Raw genomic sequence first — 18,068 nt, 5'->3', positions numbered from 1 at the left:
CAACCGGAATGGGTTCGGTTCGCGTAGCCATCGTCGGCGTGGGCAACTGCGCCGCCTCGCTGGTACAAGGCGTCGAGTACTACAAGGACGCCGACCCGGACAGCCGCGTGCCCGGCCTCATGCACGTGCAGTTCGGCGAGTACCACGTGCGTGACATCGAGTTCGTGGCCGCCTTCGACGTCGATGCCAAGAAGGTCGGCCTCGACCTCGCGGACGCCATCGGCGCGAGCGAGAACAACACCATCAAGATCTGCGACGTGCCGAACGCCGGCGTGCAGGTCCAGCGCGGCCACACCCTCGACGGCCTGGGCAAGTACTACCGCCAGACCATCGAGGAGTCCGCCGAGGCTCCGGTGGACATCGTCCAGGTCCTCAAGGACACCCAGGCGGACGTGCTGGTCTGCTACCTCCCGGTGGGCTCCGAGGACGCCGCGAAGTACTACGCCCAGTGCGCCATCGACGCCAAGGTCGCCTTCGTCAACGCCCTCCCGGTCTTCATCGCCGGCACCAAGGAGTGGGCGGACAAGTTCACCGAGGCCGGTGTCCCGATCGTCGGTGACGACATCAAGTCGCAGGTCGGCGCCACCATCACGCACCGCGTCATGGCCAAGCTCTTCGAGGACCGGGGCGTCATCCTGGACCGCACGATGCAGCTGAACGTCGGCGGCAACATGGACTTCAAGAACATGCTCGAGCGCGAGCGCCTGGAGTCCAAGAAGATCTCCAAGACCCAGGCGGTCACCTCGCAGATCCGCGACCGTGAGCTGGGCGAGGACAACGTCCACATCGGCCCCTCGGACTTCGTGGCCTGGCTGGACGACCGCAAGTGGGCCTACGTCCGCCTCGAAGGCCGCGCCTTCGGCGACGTTCCGCTCAACCTGGAGTACAAGCTCGAGGTCTGGGACTCCCCGAACTCCGCGGGCGTCATCATCGACGCGCTGCGTGCCGCGAAGATCGCCAAGGACCGCGGCATCGGCGGCCCGATCCTCTCCGCGTCCTCGTACTTCATGAAGTCCCCGCCGGTCCAGTACTTCGACGACGAGGCCCGCGAGAACGTCGAGAAGTTCATCAAGGGCGAGGTCGAGCGCTGAGGCGCCGGTCGCCACCACCCTTCGCAGGCCCCCGGGTATTCCACCCGGGGGCCTGCGGGCTGTGTGAGGCTGTGCCCCATGCATGCTGTGCGCGCCCTCCGCGTATTACTCCGGCTACGCGACTTCCGTTCGCTGCTCGCCGCACGGCTGCTCTCCCAAGCGGCCGACGGCGTGTACCAGGTCGCGCTCGCCACCTACGTCGTCTTCTCACCGGAGAAGCAGGCCTCGCCCGCGGCCATCGCCTCCGCCATGGCCATCCTGCTGCTCCCGTACTCGCTCCTCGGGCCGTTCACCGGCGTACTGCTCGACCGCTGGCGGCGCCGTCAGGTCCTGCTGTACGGGAACCTGCTGCGGACGCTGCTCGCCATGGCCACCGCGGCGCTGATCGTGTCGAAGGTCCCCGACTGGCTCTTCTACGCCTCGGCCCTCTCGGTCACGGCGGTGAACCGCTTCGTCCTGGCCGGGCTCTCGGCCGCGCTGCCCCGCGTGGTCGACGGTGAACAGCAACTGGTCATGGCCAACTCGCTCGCCCCGACGGCCGGGACGCTCGCCGCGACGGCCGGTGGCGGGCTGGCCTTCGCCATCCGGCTGGCCGGCCCCGACGTGGATGCGTTCGTGGTGCTGCTCGCCGCGGCCTTCTACTTCCTTTCGGCGCTCACCGCCCTGCGCATGACGCCGCAGCTGCTCGGCCCCGACCCGACGCAGCTCCAACCCGGCCTGGGCGAGGCCCTGTTGAGCACCGTCCGCGGCCTCGCGGCAGGCCTGCGCCATCTCGCCCAGCGGCGTGTGCCGGCCCGCGCCCTGGCCGCGATGACCCTGATCCGCTTCTGTTACGGGGCGCTGACGGTCATGGTGCTGATGCTGTGCCGGTACGCCTGGTCGGACACCGAGTCCGAGGGCCTGGCGCTGCTCGGTATCGCCGTCGTGGTCTCGGGGGCGGGATTCTTCGCCGCCGCCGTCGTCACTCCCTGGGCGGTGGGACGGCTCACCGCGTTCGGCTGGATCGCCTGCTGTGCCCTCGGAGGCGCGGTGCTGGTGCCGGCGCTGGGCCTCTTCTTCACGCCGGGGCCGATGCTGGCCGCCGCGTTCGTGCTCGGCCTCGGCACCCAGGGCACCAAGATTTCCACGGACACGGTCGTCCAGTCGTCGGTCGACGACGCCTTCCGCGGGCGCATCTTCGCCCTGTACGACGTGCTCTTCAACGTCGCCTTCGTCGGCGCCGCCGCGGTGGCCGCCCTCATGCTGCCGCCGGACGGCAGATCGGCCGCGCTGCTCGGGATGGTGACGGTCATCTACGGGCTGGTCGCCGCGGCAATGGCCCGCTTTCGACGGAGTTAGGCCCCGTCCTCCCCCGGCCCGTAGGGCACCGTCCCTGCGGTGGGCGCCGGGACCCGGTACCTTACGGGCGTCCCACACAAGCCTGTACACAACAAAATCGGGGGAGTTCCATGACCATGCCGCCGCCGGGTCCCAATCCGTACGGCCAGGCGCCGTACGGGCAGCAGCCTTACGGCCAGAACCCGTATCCGCAGGCGCCACCGGCTCCCCAGGCACCGTACGGCCAGCCTCAGGGCGGGTACGCCTATCCCCAGCAGCCGCAGGCGCCCTACGGCCAGCCGCAGCCCGGGTACCCGGCACAGCCGCAGCAGCCCTATGTGCAGCCCGGCGCTCCCATACCGCCGCCCCGCCCGGCCAAGACCCGTTCCGCCAAGTCGATTCTGCGGGGCATCGGGATCGTCTTCGTTCTGGCCGCCTTCGCGTTCTTCTGGTTCACCAGCCGCGACGACGCCAGCAACGCCGAGGCCGGCGACTGCGTGAAGAAGTCCAGCAGTTCACTCGACGACGGGCTCGCAGTGGTCGACTGCAGCAGCGGGGAGGCCCAGTACAAGGTCTCCAAGGTGCACGACGGCACCTCGGACCCGACCGTGTGCTCCGCCGGCGAGGACGCCTACGTCAAGACGGTGCACCGCCGTCGACGGGCCGACACGGCCATGGTGCTCTGCCTGACCCCGACGAAGTAGCACACTCCGTCTCCTGACGACGGCTCTGGGGCGGTGTTTCACGTGAAACACCGCCCCAGTCGTCTACGCCCCCAGTCGTCTGCGCCACGTTTCACGTGAAACATGACACCGGACGACCGTCCACTCGTTTCACGTGAAACGTGGCAGCCGTCCGCGGTCCGCTCGTTTCACGTGAAACGACGCACCCGGTCGGCCGTCCGGCCGTTTCACGTGAAACATCAGCCCTGCTGCGTGGCCCACCAGTCCTTCAGCGCGGCGATCGCCGCCTCGCGCTCCATGGGCCCGTGCTCCAGCCGGAGCTCCAGCATCTGCTTGTACGCCTTGCCCACCTCGGGGCCCGGCCGCAGACCCAGAATCTCCATGATGTCGTTGCCGTCCAGGTCCGGACGGATCGCATCGAGCTCTTCCTGCTCCTGCAGCAGCGCGATGCGCTCCTCCAGCCCGTCGTAGGCCCGGGACAGGGCACCGGCCTTGCGCTTGTTGCGGGTCGTGCAGTCCGAACGCGTCAGCTTGTGCAGCCGCTCCAGCTGCGGGCCGGCGTCACGGACATAGCGGCGGACCGCCGAGTCGGTCCATTCGCCCGTGCCGTAGCCGTGGAAGCGCAGATGCAGCTCCACCAGCCGCGAGACGTCCTTGATCATGTCGTTGGAGTACTTCAGCGCGGCCATCCGCTTCTTGGTCATCTTCGCGCCCACCACCTCGTGGTGGTGGAAGGAAACCCGGCCGTCCTTCTCGAACCGGCGCGTCCGCGGCTTGCCGATGTCGTGCAGCAGGGCCGACAGTCGCAGCACCAGATCGGGACCGTCCTCTTCGAGGTCGATCGCCTGCTCCAGCACCGTGAGCGAGTGCTCGTAGACGTCCTTGTGACGGTGATGCTCGTCACTTTCCAGGCGCAGCGCGGGCAGCTCGGGAAGGACCCGGTCCGCCAGGCCGGAGTCGACGAGCAGCCGCAGTCCCTTGCGCGGGTGCGGCGCGAGGATCAGCTTGTTCAGCTCGTCCCGGACCCGCTCCGCGGAGACGATGTCGATGCGGTCGGACATCGCCTTCATCGCGGCGACGACCTCGGGTGCGACCTCGAAGTCCAGCTGGGCGGCGAACCGGGCCGCCCGCATCATCCGCAGCGGATCGTCCGAGAACGAGTCCTCCGGCGCACCGGGCGTCCGCAGCACGCGGGCGGCAAGGTCTTCCAGGCCGTTGTGCGGGTCGACGAACTCCTTCTGCGGCAGGAAGACCGCCATCGCGTTCACCGTGAAGTCCCGGCGCACCAGGTCGTCCTCGATGGAGTCGCCGTAGGACACCTCGGGCTTGCGGGAGGTGCGGTCGTACGCCTCGGAGCGGTAGGTCGTGACCTCGATGTCGAACGAGTCCTTCTTGCAGCCGACCGTGCCGAAGGCGATGCCGACCTCCCAGAGCGCGTCCGCCCACGGCCGGACGATCTTCAGGACGTCCTCGGGGCGTGCGTCGGTGGTGAAGTCCAGGTCGTTGCCGAGCCGGCCGAGCAGCGCGTCCCGGACCGAGCCGCCGACCAGGGCAAGTGTGAACCCGGCCTCCTGGAATCGGCGGGCCAGGTCGTCCGCGACGGGGGACACCCGCAGGAGCTCGCTCACGGCGCGGCGCTGTACGTGGTTCAACGCGTTCGTCGACTGCGGGGCCCGCTCGGCGTGCGGGGCAGGGAGGTCATTGTTGGCGTTCGGCACAACAGAACAGGGTACGTGGCCGCGCCGCGCGAAGCGCCACGCAATAAAGGCGCAGGTAATAAAGGGGACAGGCCGGTCGGGCGGCCGTCGGCTCCGCGATCATGTGGAGCAGTCCCCGGCACTCCTCCGCGGCGGGTCTCGTTACCATTCGTGGACGCACATTCCGACGACCACTGACGACGACGAGGGACGGGCGAGCGCGTGGCCGAGGCGGCAGGGTTCCAGGGGACTGAACGGCCGCGTGGTCGATTGGCCGAGGCGGCAGGGTTCCAGGGGACTGAACGGCCGCGTGGTCGATGGCTGCGCAGGACCGTGACACTCGTCACTGGAGTGCCCCTGCTCGTGGGACTGCTCCAGGCCCCGCACGCCCCCTCCGCGCAGGCCGCCGCGGCCGACTCGCACGCGGTCGACGTGTCCATCGACTCCATGTCTCCGTCGGCCCCCGGCAAGGGCGACACCGTCACCGTCTCCGGCACCCTGACCAACGACAGCCACAGCACGATCACCGACGCGCACGTCGGCATGCACCGCGGCGACGCGCTGGGCAACCGCAGTTCGATCGAGACGGCCTCCCGTCGCACCGGCTATCTGCCCAGCGTGGACGGCGAGGAGATCAAGGGCCACACGGAGAAGATCGACAAGCTGGAGGCCGGTGCCAGCCGCCCCTTCAGCCTGAGCGTCCCGGTCAAGGACCTCGATCTCAACGATGACGGCGTGTACCAGATCGGTGTCTCTCTGTCGGGGCACTCCCAGGCCTCGCCGTACGACCAGCTCCTGGGCATCGACCGGACCTTCCTGCCCTGGCAGTCCGCGGCCGCCGACAAGAAGACGCAGCTCACCTACATGTGGCCGCTGATCTCGCCCACGCACCTCACGGCGGAGACCGACGCCGACACCCAGCAGACCCCGGTCTTCCGCAATGACGATCTCGCCGCCGAGCTCGCCCCCGGCGGCCGGCTGCAGAAGATGGTCGCGCTCGGCAAGAACCTCCCGGTGACCTTCGTCATCGACCCCGACCTGCTCGCGACCGTCGACGCGATGACCAAGTCGTACCGGGTGAACGGCCCGGACGGCCCCATGGGGAAGAACCAGGCGGTCGCCAAACAGTGGCTGCACGAGCTCGAAGAGGCGGTGAAGTCGCACCAGGTGGTCGCGCTGCCCTTCGCCGACCCCGACCTGGCCTCGCTCGCCCACCACGGCAAGGGCGTGCCGAGTGCGCTCGGCCACCTCGGGCCGGCCACCGACCTCGCCGACAAGACCGTGGACACGATCCTCGGGGTCAAGCCGCGTACGGACTTCGCCTGGCCCGTCGACGGCGCCATCGACCGCTCGATCGTCGATGTCGCGACCTCGGCCGGCGCGCACAACGTGATCACCCGCAGCGACAGCCTCCGGGACGCCGGCCGGCTGTCGTACACCCCGACGGCGGCCCGTCCCATCGGCGGCGGCAACACCGCCATCGTGGCGGACGCACAGCTCTCCCGGGCCTTCGAGGGCGACATGTCGAAGGCGGCGAACGCGACGCACGCGGTCCAGGAATTCCTCGCCCAGACCCAGATGATCGGCCTGCAGGACCCGGACCGGCAGCGCAGCGTCGTCGTCGCGCCGCAGCGGATGCCGTCGGCCAGCCAGGCGCACGCCATGGCCACCGCCCTGCGCGAACTGGACGAGTCCGGCCGCTGGACCCAGGCGCAGAACCTCGGCGCCGCGGCCAAGGCCAAGCCCGACCCCGCGGCCACCCGCCAGGTGCCGAGCGGCGCCTCCTACCCGGCCTCGCTGCGCCGGCAGGAGCTCCCCACCGAGGCGTTCCGGCAGATCCAGGGCACGCAGTCGGCGCTGGAGGACTTCCAGCCGATCCTGGCCCAGCCGGAGCGGGTGGTGACCCCGTTCGGCAACGCGATAATGCGGGAGATGTCGACGCAGTGGCGCGGCGACCGCTCCGGTGCCGCCGGCTTCCGCCACTCCGTGCGCAACTACCTCGACAACCTGACGACGAAGGTGCACCTGATCCAGAAGTCGGAGGCCACGCTCTCCGGGCGCAGCGCCACGATTCCGGTGACGGTCCAGAACAACCTCTTCCAGGGCGTGAAGGACATGACGCTCCGGCTCACGTCCTCCCAGCCCAACCGGCTCGACGTGGGCAAGTCGCAGCAGATCTCGGTGGACGGCGGGCACAGCCAGTCGTTCAAGTTCGACACCACCGCCAACGCCAACGGCCGGGCCTGGGTGACCGCCCAGCTCTACACCTCGGACGGCAAGCCCTACGGTGAGCCCATGACGTTCCAGGTGAACGTCACGGAAATCACCGCCACGGTGATGCTCGTCATCGCGGGCGGCGTGCTGCTGCTCGTGCTCGCCGGCGTACGGATCTACCTCCAGCGCAAGCGGGCGGGCAGCCGGCCCGAGGAGGACGGCCCCGATGACGGCTCCGAAGGCACGGCGGGCACGGACGGCAACGACGGCGGCACGGACGGAGACGAGCCCGAGCAGCCGAGTGACCCCGCGCCGGACACCGGTTCGGAAAACTCCGAGCCGTCCGGCTCAGGTGAGAAAGTGGACCGTTGATAGATGGCGGGGCCGGATGGCCGGCGACTGATGAGGTGGGGCAGCGATGAATGCGCCGTACGACGGTGACCGGGGCCGGGGCGCCAATGGCGACCCCATGGGGCCGGTCCCTCCGACGCCCCCGTTCCCCACGGAGCAGGACCCCTACGTCCGGGACGCCTACCGCAACGACCCGCACCACGCCCAGGACCCGATGGCCCAGGATCCGGTGAGCGACGCGCGCTACGACCGCGCCGCGCACCCGCCGCCGTCCCCGGGGCAGCCCACCCAGCCGCTCTACCCGCAGCCCGCGCCCGGGCGGCAGGCTCCTGACCCGCAGGCGTGGGCCGCACCCCGCACGCCCGCGCCGCAGCGCCCGGACCGGGCCGCTCCGTACGGTGACGACGCCGCGACGACGCAGTTCATGGGTGTCGATCCCCTGGTCAGCCAGGCCGGGGGCGAGCGTCCGGAGTCCGACGCCTTTGCGCACCTCTACCGGGACCAGCATCCCTACGAGCCCCAGCGCACCGCCCCGGCCGGCCCGCCCGCCGGGGCGCCGGTGACCGGGGCGGTGCCCGGCCCGGAGGCCGTTCCCCAGCAGACCGCGACGGAACCGGAGCCCGCTCCCGTGCCGGCGGCCGGCAAGCCCTCCGGGGGCCGCGCCTCCGGTCTGCTCAAGTCCAGCGCGGTGATGGCCGCCGGCACGATGGTGTCCCGCCTGACGGGCTTCGTCCGCTCGGCGCTGATCGTCGCGGCGCTCGGCGGCGCGGTGCTCGGTGACTCCTGGCAGGTCGCCTACCAGCTCCCGACGATGATCTTCATCCTGACCATCGGCGGCGGTCTGAACTCCGTCTTCGTGCCGCAGCTGGTGCGCGCGATGAAGGAGGACGACGACGGCGGAGAGGCGTACGCCAACCGGCTGCTGACCCTGGTCATCGTGGTGCTCGGGGTGCTGACGGTACTGGCGGTGGTCGCGGCGCCCCTCCTGGTGAAACTGGTCTCGTTCGACATCTCCCGGGACCCGGCGGCCAACGAGGTCGCGGTGGCGTTCACCCGCTACTGCGTCCCCACGATCTTCTTCATGGGTCTGCACGTGGTCATGGGGCAGATCCTCAACGCCCGCGGCCGCTTCGGCGCGATGATGTGGACCCCGGTCCTCAACAACATCGTCATGATCGCCACCTTCGGCCTCTTCATCTGGGTCTACGGCACGGCGAAGACCTCGCACATCGGCGTCACCACCATCCCCGACGAGGGCATCCGCCTCCTGGGCATCGGCACCCTCCTCGGGCTCGTCGTCCAGGCGCTGGCGATGATCCCGTATCTGCGCGACGCCGACTTCAAGCTCCGGCTGCGGTTCGACTGGCGCGGCCACGGCCTGGGCAAGGCCGCCAAGCTCGCCAAGTGGACCGTGCTCTTCGTGCTCGCCAACCAGGCCGGCGTGCTCGTCGTCACCCAGCTCTCCACCTGGGCCGGCAACACCGCCGACCAGCAGGGACACCCGGGCACCGGCTTCATCTCGTACGCCAGCGCCCAGCTGATCTGGAACATGCCGCAGGCGATCATCACCGTCTCCGTCATGGCGGCGCTGCTGCCGCGGCTGGCCCGGTCCGCGCACGACGGCGACACCGGCGCCGTCCGGGACGACATGTCGCAGGGCCTGCGCACCTCCGCGGTCGCCATCGTCCCGATCGCGTTCGGCTTCCTGTCCCTCGGCGTCCCGCTGTGCACCCTGGTCTACGGCTCGTCCGGCGCCGGCGTACCGATGGGCTACATGCTGATGGGCTTCGGCGTGGGCCTGATCCCGTTCTCGGTGCAGTACGTCGTCCTGCGCGCCTTCTACGCGTACGAGGACACCCGCACCCCCTTCTACAACACGGTGATCGTCGCCGCCGTCAACGCCGCCGCCTCCGGGCTCTGCTTCCTGGTCCTGCCCGCCCGCTGGGCCGTGGTGGGCATGGCGGCCTCCTACGGCCTGGCGTACATCATCGGCGTCGGGGTGGCCTGGCAGCGGCTGAGCAGGCGGATGGACGGTGACCTCGACACGGCGCACGTCGTCCGGACCTACGCACGGCTGGCGGGCGCCAGCATCCCGGCCACACTCGTCTCCGGCATCCTGGTGTACGCGATCATGCAGACGCTGGGCAGTGGGCTCATCGGCTCCCTGGCCGCGCTGATCGCCGGCGCCGCCGCCCTTCTGGGCGTGTTCTACGTCGCCGCACGCAAAATGCGCATCGAGGAAATGAACGCCCTGGTCGGCATGGTCCGGTCAAAGCTTGGGCGTTGATTGAGCACAACCATCGACTGCCACCGTGTGTCGTGCATAGTGGCGGACTGTGGGCACAATTGTCTTGGCTCATTGAGCCTGCAACGGATGGGGAGGCAGGAACGACGGTGGCGGAACGGAGCACGGCTGCCGTCGACGTGGCCGACACGAGCGGCGAAGAGCCGCTGACCGCCAAGGCGGGCAAGGTCACGGACGACGGTGCTAAGGCCGAGAAGGTATCCGGCAGGGACGAGGACGCGGCACGCACCGACGAGACGCGTGCGGCGGACGAAGCCCAGCCACCGGATCTGCACAGCGGCCACAAGCTCGCCAGACGCTACCGCCTCGAAGAGTGCGTCACCCGTCTGGACGGATTCAGCAGCTGGCGTGCGGTCGACGAAAAGCTGCGCCGCGCCGTCGGCGTACACATCCTGCCCGCCGACCATCCGAGGGCCCGGCCGGTGCTCTCCGCGGCCCGTTCCTCGGCGCTGCTCGGCGACCCCCGGTTCGTCCAGGTCCTGGACGCCGTCGAGGAGAACGACCTCGTCTACGTCGTCCACGAGTGGCTTCCGGACGCCACCGAGCTGACCACCCACCTCGCCAACGGCCCCCTGGAGCCGCACGAGGCGTACCAGCTCGTCAGCCAGGTCTCCCAGGCCATGGCCGCCGCACACCGCGAGGGCTTGGCCCACCTCCGGATCACCCCCAGCTCGGTGTTGCGGACCGAATCCGGGCAGTACCGCATCCGCGGCCTGGCCGTCATGGCCGCGCTCCGCGGCATCACCTGCGAACACCCGCAGCGCACGGACACCGAGGCGATCGGCGCCCTGCTGTACGCCGCGCTCACCCAGCGCTGGCCGTACGAGAACGACGCGCACGGCCTGACCGGGCTGCCGAAGGGCGTCGGGCTGATCGCGCCCGACCAGGTGCGCGCGGGTGTCCACCGCGGCCTCTCCGAGCTCGCCATGCGCGCGCTGATCAACGACGGCGCCACGGCCTCCCGCCAGGAGCAGCCGTGCACCACGCCGGAGGAGCTGTCCAAGGCGGTCGCGGCGATGCCCCGCATCCGGCCCCCGGAGACCGCGTTCAGCACGCCCCCGCCGTACCAGCGCACGGGCTACCAGCAGGGCAGCTACCGGCAGACGGCGTCCCACAACGCCTCGGCCGGCCGCCCGACGCAGGTGATCGCCACTCCGCCGCCCCCGCTCCAGAGCCGTACCGGCCGGGCCCTGAAGTGGTCCGTCTCCGCCCTGCTCATCGCGGCGCTGGGCCTGGGCAGCTGGCAGCTCGCGGACACCCTGCTGAAGCGCGAGAAGGACCAGGACGATCCGGGGAACTCGCAGTCGCAGGGTGGCACCAAGAAGAAGAAGCCTTCGGCTCCGCTGGCGATCCAAAGTGCCACGGAGTTCTCTCCGCTGGTATCGGCGTTCTCCGGGGACCAGGCGTCGAACGCGACGGACGACAATCCCTCGACGGCGTGGGTGACCAAGCGCTTCAAGGGATGGGCGAATTTCGGGAACCTGCCGGCCCGCAAGGACGGCAGCGGCATCGTCATAGACCTCGGAAGCGCCAAGGACGTCTCCGGCGTAGAGGTCAGCATGTACCGTCCGGGCCAGACCGCCGAGGTTCTGGCGGCGGCGCCGTCCGCATCGAGCCCGGCAGTGCTCAGTGACTTCTCGCAGCGGCTCTCCAAGCCGGCGAAGGCTGGTGAGAAGCTGTCGGTGAAGCTGGACAAGGCCGTCAAGACGCGCTACTTGCTGGTCCACATCACCGAGCTGCCGAGCGACGGCGACGACTGGTTCCGCGGCGGGATCTCCGAGATCAAGGTGACGGGCTGACCGATAGCGGGCGAGCGGCTGAAACGGGTCGCTCGCCTGCTGATCAACGCCCCTCGGCACATTTACTTTCCCCACCCGGCGGGCTTCAATGGGACCGAGATCAGGCAGCTACGGCCGGGGGGCCCGTGTCCACCGACAGCGACGAGGCTTCGACACCAACCGACGCCGATCTCCTTGCGCTGCACGTGAAGGGCGACCCCGATGCGTTCGGGGAGATCGTCCGGCGTCATCGCGACCGGCTCTGGGCGGTGGCGCTGCGCACTCTCGGTGATCGTGAGGAAGCTGCGGACGCCGTACAGGACGCCCTGGTCTCCGCCTACCGCGCGGCCCACACCTTCCGCGGACAGTCCGCAGTGACGACCTGGCTGCACCGCATCACGGTCAACGCCTGCCTGGACCGGGCCCGCAAGGCCGCCTCCCGGCGCACCGCGCCGGTTGCCGACACCGAGCGGCTGGAGCAGCTCCTCGAACCCGAGGAGTCCGCCGCGGTCCCCGCCGAGCGCCAAGACCTGCACCGTGAGCTGCTCCGCGCCCTGCGCACCCTCCCCGAGGAACAGCGCGCCGCCCTCGTCCTCGTCGACATGCAGGGCTACCCCGTCGCCGAGGCAGCCGCGATCCTCGACATCCCGACCGGAACGGTGAAGAGCCGCTGCGCACGCGGCCGTGCCCGCCTCCTCCCCTTGGTCACCCATCTGCGGGCTGACGGCGGGGGTAGCAACCCGGCGAGCCGGGGAAGGAACCGGGCGCAGGGGACATCCGTCCCACCGACGGCAGGACCGACGGACACAGGTGCCGTGAAGGGCGGAGGTGGGCGAGCGTGACGTCGACGACCGGCACGGGTGAGCACCCGGAGGTCTCCGAGATCTCCGACCTCACGGACGGGCTGCTCTCCCCCTCGCGCAGCGCGGAACTGCGCGCCCACCTCGCCGGCTGCGCCCTGTGCGAGGACGTCTACGACTCCCTGGAGGAGATCCGGGGGATGCTCGGCAGGCTCCCCGGGCCGATGCGTATGCCGACTGATGTCGCCGGGCGTATCGATGCCGCCCTCGCGGCCGAGGCGCTTCTCAATGCCACCGTTCCGGGCTCCGCGGCGCATGTTTCACGTGAAACAGCGACCAGCGAAACGGTGACGCGTACCACGACGGCCCGTGAGACGACCGAGCGCCCCGCTCCTGTTTCACGTGAAACCGAGCCCGAGACACCTACCCGCGGCGCGCCGATCACCCGCCCCGCCGGGCGTCCCACTGGATCCTCCGGACCGGGTCGGCAGACACGCGGCGGCCGGGCCTCCCGGGCACGTCGCTGGCCGCGGGTGCTGCTCGGCACCGCCGCGGCAGCGGCCCTCTTCAGCGTCGGTGGCCTGCTCCTGCAGAACGCCGCCACGGAGGGGACGCAGGCCGGACCCCATCGGACCACGGCGACCACCGAGAAGGGCTCGGGCGGTGCGGCCGGCCTGACCGCCGCCAATCTCGGCTCCCACGTCCACGCCCTGCTGGCGACCAAGAGCTCGCACAAATCGCCGGACATCGGTGCCCGCAGCTCTCCCGAGACCCCGTTGCGGGGCAGTGCCGACACCATTCCGTCCTGCGTCCGCCTCGGCATCGGCCGCCCGGAAGCCCCGCTCGCGTCCAGCCGCACCCGCTACCAGGACAAGGACGCCTTCCTGGTCGTTCTGCCGGACCCGGCGGACGCCAAGCGCGTCTCGGCGTACGTGGTCTCGTCCTCCTGTGTCTCGGCCACGCCCCCGGCCCCCGGAAAGGTCCTGCTGTCGCACTCGTACCCGCGAGACTGAACGACGAGTAGTGCGCTGTGACACTCCGGGAATGCACGCCCCGTAGGATCCGTTGGGTGGGGTGAGAGTTCCGAGAGCCCCAGCAAGCAGTCGGCAGAGACAAGGAAGACACCCGTGAGCGACGTCCGCAACGTGATCATCATCGGCTCCGGGCCCGCGGGCTACACCGCAGCGCTCTACACCGCCCGCGCGTCCCTGAAGCCGCTGGTCTTCGAAGGTGCCGTCACCGCCGGAGGCGCGCTGATGAACACCACCGACGTGGAGAACTTCCCCGGTTTCCGCGACGGCATCATGGGGCCGGACCTGATGGACAACATGCGCGCCCAGGCCGAGCGCTTCGGCGCCGAGCTGGTGCCCGACGACATCGTCTCGGTCGACCTCAGCGAGGACGTCAAGACGGTCACCGACACCGCCGGCAATGTGCACCGCGCGAAGGCAGTCATCGTCAGCACCGGCTCGCAGCACCGCAAGCTCGGTCTGCCCCGTGAGGACGAGCTCTCCGGTCGTGGCGTGTCCTGGTGCGCCACCTGCGACGGGTTCTTCTTCAAGGACCAGGACATCGCCGTCATCGGCGGCGGCGACACCGCGATGGAGGAGGCCACCTTCCTCTCGCGGTTCGCCAAGTCGGTCACGGTCGTCCACCGCCGCGACACCCTTCGGGCCAGCAAGGCGATGCAGGAGCGTGCCTTCGCCGACCCGAAGATCAAGTTCGTCTGGGACAGCGAGGTCGCCGAGATCCACGGCGAGAGCAAGCTCTCCGGCCTGACCCTGCGCAACCTCAAGAGCGGCGAGACCTCGGAGCTCCCCGTCACCGGCCTCTTCATCGCGATCGGCCACGACCCGCGCACCGAGCTCTTCAAGGGCCAGCTGAACCTCGACGACGAGGGCTACCTCAAGGTCGACGCGCCCAGCACCCGCACCAACCTGACGGGCGTCTTCGCGGCCGGCGACGTGGTCGACCACACCTACCGCCAGGCGATCACCGCGGCCGGCACGGGCTGCTCCGCCGCCCTCGACGCCGAGCGGTACCTCGCTGCGCTGGCGGACGGCGAGTCGACCCCGGAGCCCGAGAAGACCCCGGCCGCCTGACCCGCGGCCCCAGCTTTCCCACCACCCACCCAATAAGGAGATTGCCATGGCCGGCGCCACGGTGACCGTCACGGACGCCAACTTCGAAGAGGTCGTCCTCAAGAGCGACAAGCCCGTCCTCGTGGACTTCTGGGCCACCTGGTGCGGCCCGTGCCGCCAGGTCGCCCCCTCCCTGGAGGCCATTGCCGCGGAGCACGACGAGATCGTCATCGCCAAGCTGAACACCGACGAGAACCCGGCGACCACCGCCAAGTACGGCGTCATGTCGATCCCGACGATGAACGTCTACAAGGACGGCGAGGTCGTGAAGACCATCGTCGGCGCCAAGCCGAAGGCCGCGATCGAGCGCGACCTGGCGGACTACCTCGCCTGAGTCACCTCATCGTCTGTTTCACGTGAAACGGGCCCGTTCCTCACCGAGGACGGGCCCGTTCTCCGTTTCACGTGAAACAGAGCCTCGTTTCACGTGAAACATCGTGCGCTACAGCGGCCGCAGAGCGGGCTCCTTCTGGACAGCACCCAGCAGACGGTCGAGTGCCATCTCCACATCTTCCTTCCACGAGATCGTGGTCCTCAGCTCAAGGCGCAGCCGCGGAAAACGGGGATGAGGCCGTACGGTCTTGAAGCCCACCGCGAGGAGATGGTTGGCGGGCAGCACACAGGCCGGCTCGGTCCAGCGGGCATCGCCGAACGCCTCGATCGCCTTGAACCCTCGCTGGGTGAGGTCCTTGGCAACCGTCTGAACCATGACCCGGCCCAGCCCCTGGCCCTGGTATCCGGGCATCAGCCATGCGGTGAGCAGCTGCACCGCGTCCGGCGATACGGGGCTGGTCGGGAAGGCGGTCGAGCGCGGCACATAGGCCGGCGGGGCGTACATCACGAACCCCACCGGCACCTCGTCGACGTAGACGACCCGCCCGCAGGATCCCCACTCCAGCAGGACCGCCGAGATCCAGGCTTCCTTCTCCAGCTCGGGACGTCCCGCCTTTACCGCGGCCTCGCCGCTGACGGGGTCGAGCTCCCAGAAGACACAGGAGCGGCAGCGCTTGGGGAGATCCGGAAGGTTGTCCAGCGTGAGCGGTACGAGCCGACGGCCCATGGAACCAGGTCCTCACTTCTCTCGCCCGCCGCACCGCGCAGTGCCGTCAGCACGGCCGGCTCCCTGAGCAGACCACCAACGAACCCTCCGACGGCTGCCAGGCCGAAGCCCGCTGCCAGCATTCCGGTGCGGCTCACCGATCGCATGGCCCTCTCCTCGATGTGAGGCGTCTCCACGTGGATGCGTGCCATACCCGAACGCATCGTATCCACCCTTTACGGGCACGGGTAGCGCGAGAGAGCAAAGGGCGGACCGTGTTCCGGTATGGACTCCGGAACACGGCCCGCCCGGGAGCCGTAGGCGTCAGCTCACTGCTCTTCGCCGGTCTCCTCATCGTTCTCCTCGGCCAGCGACTGACCCAGGACGGGACCTTCGCCGGGGGCGAGAGTGCCGAGGATGCGCTCCAGATCGTCTATCGAGGCGAACTCGACGACGATCTTGCCCTTCTTCTGGCCCAGGTCGACCTTCACCCGCGTTTCGAAGCGGTCGGAGAGCCGGGAGGCGAGTCCGGTGAGTGCGGGGGAGACCCGGGTACCCGCACGGGGCCCCTTCGCCTTGCTCTGGCTCGCGGGGGTCGACCCCATGAGCGTCACGATCTCCTCGACTGAACGCACCGACAGCCCCTCGGCGACGATGCGGCGCGCGAGACGGTCCTGCTCCTCGGAGTCCTCCACGGAGAGCAGCGCCCGGGCATGACCCGCCGAGAGCACCCCCGCGGCCAACCGCTTCTGCACGGACGGCGAGAGCTTCAGCAGACGCAGCGTGTTGGAGACCTGCGGACGCGAGCGCCCGATCCGGTCGGCCAGCTCGTCATGCGTGCACTGGAAGTCCTTGAGCAGCTGGTCATAGGCGGCCGCTTCTTCCAGCGGGTTGAGCTGGGCCCGGTGCAGGTTCTCCAGCAGCGCGTCGAGGAGGAGCTTCTCGTCCTCCGTCGCCCGCACGATCGCCGGAATCTTCTCCAGCCCCGCCTCACGGCAGGCCCGCCAGCGGCGCTCCCCCATGATGAGCTCGTAACGGCCGGGCCCGGTCTGACGGACCACCACCGGCTGGAGCAGGCCCACCTCCTTGATGGAGGTGATCAGTTCGGCGAGGGCGTCCTCGTCGAAGACCTCTCTCGGCTGGCGCGGGTTCGGGGTGATGGCATCGAGCGGCACCTCGGCGAAGTGCGCACCCGCCACCTCCGATACCCCGTCCGCCGACGGCTCCACCGCTGCCGGCGCTTCCGTTTCACGTGAAACACCGTGCGTCGGCAGCGAGGTCACCTTGGCGGCGGCCACCCCTCGCTCCGGCGCCAGGACCGGTACGGACGAGGGTGATGTCGCTCCCTGCCCCACCGCGGGCCCGGCATGGTCCGTGCTCTGCGGTGCCGCGGGGATCAGCGCCCCGAGCCCACGGCCCAGGCCTCTACGTCGTTCGCTCACTGAGTCCCCTCCGAGATGCTGTGCTGTCCTTCATAGGTGACGCTGAGGCCCTGGCCCCCGGTCTGCGGGGCCCCACGCAGCGCGATCTCCCGGGCCGCTTCGAGATACGAAAGCGAACCACTGGATCCGGGATCATAGGTGAGCACTGTCTGCCCATAGCTGGGTGCCTCGGAGATCCGCACGGAGCGGGGGATGCTGGTACGGAGCACCTCGTGACCGAAGTGGTTACGGACCTCGTCGGCGACCTGGGAGGCCAGCCGGGTGCGTCCGTCGTACATGGTCAGCAGAATCGTCGAGACATGGAGCTGCGGGTTGAGATGACCCCGCACCAGGTCGACATTCCGCAGCAGCTGCCCCAGTCCCTCCAGTGCGTAGTACTCGCACTGAATCGGAATCAGCACCTCGGCCCCCGCGACCAGCGCATTGACCGTCAACAGGCCCAGCGAGGGCGGGCAGTCGATGAAGATGTAATCCAGCGGCTGTTCATACGCCTTGATGGCCCGGTCCAGCCGGCTTTCCCGGGCCACCAGCGAGACCAGCTCGATCTCGGCGCCGGCCAGATCGATCGTGGCGGGCGCACAGAACAGCCCCTCCACATCCACGACCGGCTGTACCACATCGGAGAGCGGCTTGCTGTCCACCAGCACGTCATAGATGGACGGCACTTCGGCGTGATGGTCGATCCCCAGCGCCGTCGACGCATTGCCCTGGGGGTCGAGGTCGATGACCAGAACCCGTGCCCCGTGCAGGGCCAGGGAGGCCGCCAGGTTCACGGTGGTCGTGGTCTTACCGACCCCGCCCTTCTGGTTGGCAACGACCATGACCCGGGTCTGTTCGGGCCGGGGAAGCCCCTCGCCCGCGCGGCCGAGGGCCTCTACCGCCAGCTGAGCTGCACGACCGATCGGGGTGTCGTCCATCGGGGGCGGCGTTTCACGTGAAACGTCGTCCCCGAACGACTCGCTACGGGGACCGGGGACCGGATCGGTCATCGGTCCCGCGATGTTGGCGTCGGACCGCAAGGATTCACTCTCCTCGACATCAGGCTCGCAATGGTCAGAGCCTGCCATGCTTTCGGCGTCGTGAACCAGTGAGGTCCGTTCTCCTGTGGACAAATCCACGTCTGTGGATACTTCCGTTACCCGTGTGGGTCTACGGTCGCGCGGCGCGGCAGCCGCACGACCACGGCCGATGATCCCTTGCAGCAGAGAGC

General features: G+C 69.5%; 14 protein-coding genes. 10 read left to right on the top strand and 4 right to left on the bottom strand.

Annotated features, from left to right (window positions below; translation table 11 throughout):
* Window positions 1–8: 8 nt before the first annotated feature.
* From V2J85_RS15680 to V2J85_RS15670, 3 genes are all read left to right on the top strand, one after another.
* On the top strand, window positions 9–1,091 hold the full coding sequence (locus V2J85_RS15680) for an inositol-3-phosphate synthase (protein WP_261956685.1): 1,083 nt from the start codon (window positions 9–11) through the stop codon (window positions 1,089–1,091).
* A 78-nt stretch (window positions 1,092–1,169) separates the two neighbouring features.
* The gene (locus V2J85_RS15675) at window positions 1,170–2,429 is read left to right on the top strand and encodes an MFS transporter (RefSeq protein ID WP_261956686.1); all 1,260 of its coding nucleotides are present in this window, start codon (window positions 1,170–1,172) and stop codon (window positions 2,427–2,429) included.
* Window positions 2,430–2,539: 110 nt separating this feature from the next.
* On the top strand, window positions 2,540–3,112 hold the full coding sequence (locus V2J85_RS15670) for an LppU/SCO3897 family protein (RefSeq protein WP_261956687.1): 573 nt from the start codon (window positions 2,540–2,542) through the stop codon (window positions 3,110–3,112).
* A gap of 218 nt (window positions 3,113–3,330) precedes the next feature.
* Here the strand turns inward: V2J85_RS15670 and V2J85_RS15665 are convergent, their stop codons facing one another.
* Window positions 3,331–4,809, bottom strand: a complete 1,479-nt coding sequence (locus tag V2J85_RS15665) for a CCA tRNA nucleotidyltransferase (protein ID WP_261956688.1) — start codon at window positions 4,807–4,809, stop codon at window positions 3,331–3,333.
* 330 nt (window positions 4,810–5,139) lie between these two features.
* Here V2J85_RS15665 and V2J85_RS15660 point away from each other — a divergent pair, with 330 nt between their 5' ends.
* The 7 genes from V2J85_RS15660 to trxA all read left to right on the top strand — a co-directional run bounded on the left by V2J85_RS15660 (window position 5,140) and on the right by trxA (window position 14,711).
* Entirely contained in the window at window positions 5,140–7,374 is a 2,235-nt protein-coding gene (locus V2J85_RS15660) for a DUF6049 family protein (RefSeq protein WP_330821923.1), read from the top strand.
* A 46-nt stretch (window positions 7,375–7,420) separates the two neighbouring features.
* The gene (gene murJ, locus V2J85_RS15655) at window positions 7,421–9,640 is read left to right on the top strand and encodes a murein biosynthesis integral membrane protein MurJ (RefSeq protein ID WP_330821922.1); all 2,220 of its coding nucleotides are present in this window, start codon (window positions 7,421–7,423) and stop codon (window positions 9,638–9,640) included.
* A 107-nt stretch (window positions 9,641–9,747) separates the two neighbouring features.
* Window positions 9,748–11,457, top strand: coding sequence for a serine/threonine protein kinase (locus V2J85_RS15650; protein WP_261956691.1), 1,710 nt, complete (start codon window positions 9,748–9,750; stop codon window positions 11,455–11,457).
* A gap of 125 nt (window positions 11,458–11,582) precedes the next feature.
* Entirely contained in the window at window positions 11,583–12,278 is a 696-nt protein-coding gene (gene sigM / locus V2J85_RS15645) for an RNA polymerase sigma factor SigM (RefSeq protein WP_261956692.1), read from the top strand.
* The gene (locus V2J85_RS15640) at window positions 12,275–13,249 is read left to right on the top strand and encodes an anti-sigma factor family protein (RefSeq protein ID WP_330821921.1); all 975 of its coding nucleotides are present in this window, start codon (window positions 12,275–12,277) and stop codon (window positions 13,247–13,249) included. The genes sigM and V2J85_RS15640 overlap by 4 nt, the downstream gene beginning before the upstream one ends.
* A gap of 114 nt (window positions 13,250–13,363) precedes the next feature.
* Window positions 13,364–14,338 (top strand): thioredoxin-disulfide reductase, encoded by a 975-nt coding sequence (trxB, locus tag V2J85_RS15635; RefSeq protein ID WP_261956694.1) that lies wholly within the window; start codon window positions 13,364–13,366, stop codon window positions 14,336–14,338.
* A gap of 46 nt (window positions 14,339–14,384) precedes the next feature.
* Entirely contained in the window at window positions 14,385–14,711 is a 327-nt protein-coding gene (trxA, locus tag V2J85_RS15630) for a thioredoxin (RefSeq protein WP_030412271.1), read from the top strand.
* A gap of 108 nt (window positions 14,712–14,819) precedes the next feature.
* Here the strand turns inward: trxA and V2J85_RS15625 are convergent, their stop codons facing one another.
* The 3 genes from V2J85_RS15625 to V2J85_RS15615 all read right to left on the bottom strand — a co-directional run bounded on the left by V2J85_RS15625 (window position 14,820) and on the right by V2J85_RS15615 (window position 17,925).
* Window positions 14,820–15,437, bottom strand: a complete 618-nt coding sequence (locus V2J85_RS15625) for a GNAT family N-acetyltransferase (RefSeq protein WP_261956695.1) — start codon at window positions 15,435–15,437, stop codon at window positions 14,820–14,822.
* A gap of 308 nt (window positions 15,438–15,745) precedes the next feature.
* Window positions 15,746–16,858, bottom strand: a complete 1,113-nt coding sequence (locus tag V2J85_RS15620; protein ID WP_261956696.1) for a ParB/RepB/Spo0J family partition protein — start codon at window positions 16,856–16,858, stop codon at window positions 15,746–15,748.
* Entirely contained in the window at window positions 16,855–17,925 is a 1,071-nt protein-coding gene (locus V2J85_RS15615; RefSeq protein WP_078871841.1) for an AAA family ATPase, read from the bottom strand. The genes V2J85_RS15620 and V2J85_RS15615 overlap by 4 nt, the downstream gene beginning before the upstream one ends.
* Window positions 17,926–18,068 lie beyond the last annotated feature (143 nt).

The sequence above is a fragment of the Streptomyces bugieae genome (genome assembly GCF_036352915.1).
In the GTDB taxonomy this organism is placed as follows: domain Bacteria; phylum Actinomycetota; class Actinomycetes; order Streptomycetales; family Streptomycetaceae; genus Streptomyces; species Streptomyces endophytica.
This window is presented reverse-complemented; position numbering and strand designations above follow the sequence as displayed.